This window comes from Streptomyces sp. SID13726, from assembly GCF_010548375.1.
Lineage (GTDB): Bacteria > Actinomycetota > Actinomycetes > Streptomycetales > Streptomycetaceae > Streptomyces.
Genome location: NZ_JAAGLY010000438.1, coordinates 1 through 445, shown reverse-complemented (window position 1 = coordinate 445; position 445 = coordinate 1). Strand labels below are relative to the sequence as shown.

General features: G+C 73.3%; 1 pseudogene. It reads right to left on the bottom strand.

Features of this window, described 5'->3' with window-relative positions:
• A pseudogene (locus tag G3I78_RS48475) lies at positions 1 to 445 on the bottom strand (transcriptional regulator); the annotation flags it as partial.

Genomic DNA, 445 nt, shown 5'->3' with positions numbered 1-445 from the left:
CGTCGGTCGTCGCCCGTACCGCCTCCACGTCCTGCATCCCGACGCGCGAGCCGCCGCTGCGCGCCACCTGCGCGTCGGCGCCGGTGATCAGCCAGTCCCGGCTCGGCTCGACGAGCGCCGAGGCGGCCACGCTGGATCCGGACAGGAAGTCGCGGCGGCCCACATCGCTCCGCCACAACTCGCTGACCTGCTCGATGGCGCCGATGACGGTCGGGGAGAACTGCAGGCCGATGCCGGAGGCGAGGTTCTTGCCGTTGGCCATGCCGATCTCGTCGATGGTGACGGTCCGGCCGAGTTTGCGCCCCAGCGCCTCGGCGATGATGCCCGGCGCCCGGCCGCGCGGCTGCTGGCCGCGCAGCCACCGGGCCACGGACGTCTTGTCGTAGCGGAGATCGAGGCCGTGTTCGGCCCCGCACATGTTGACGCGCCGGGCGAGCCCGGCGTT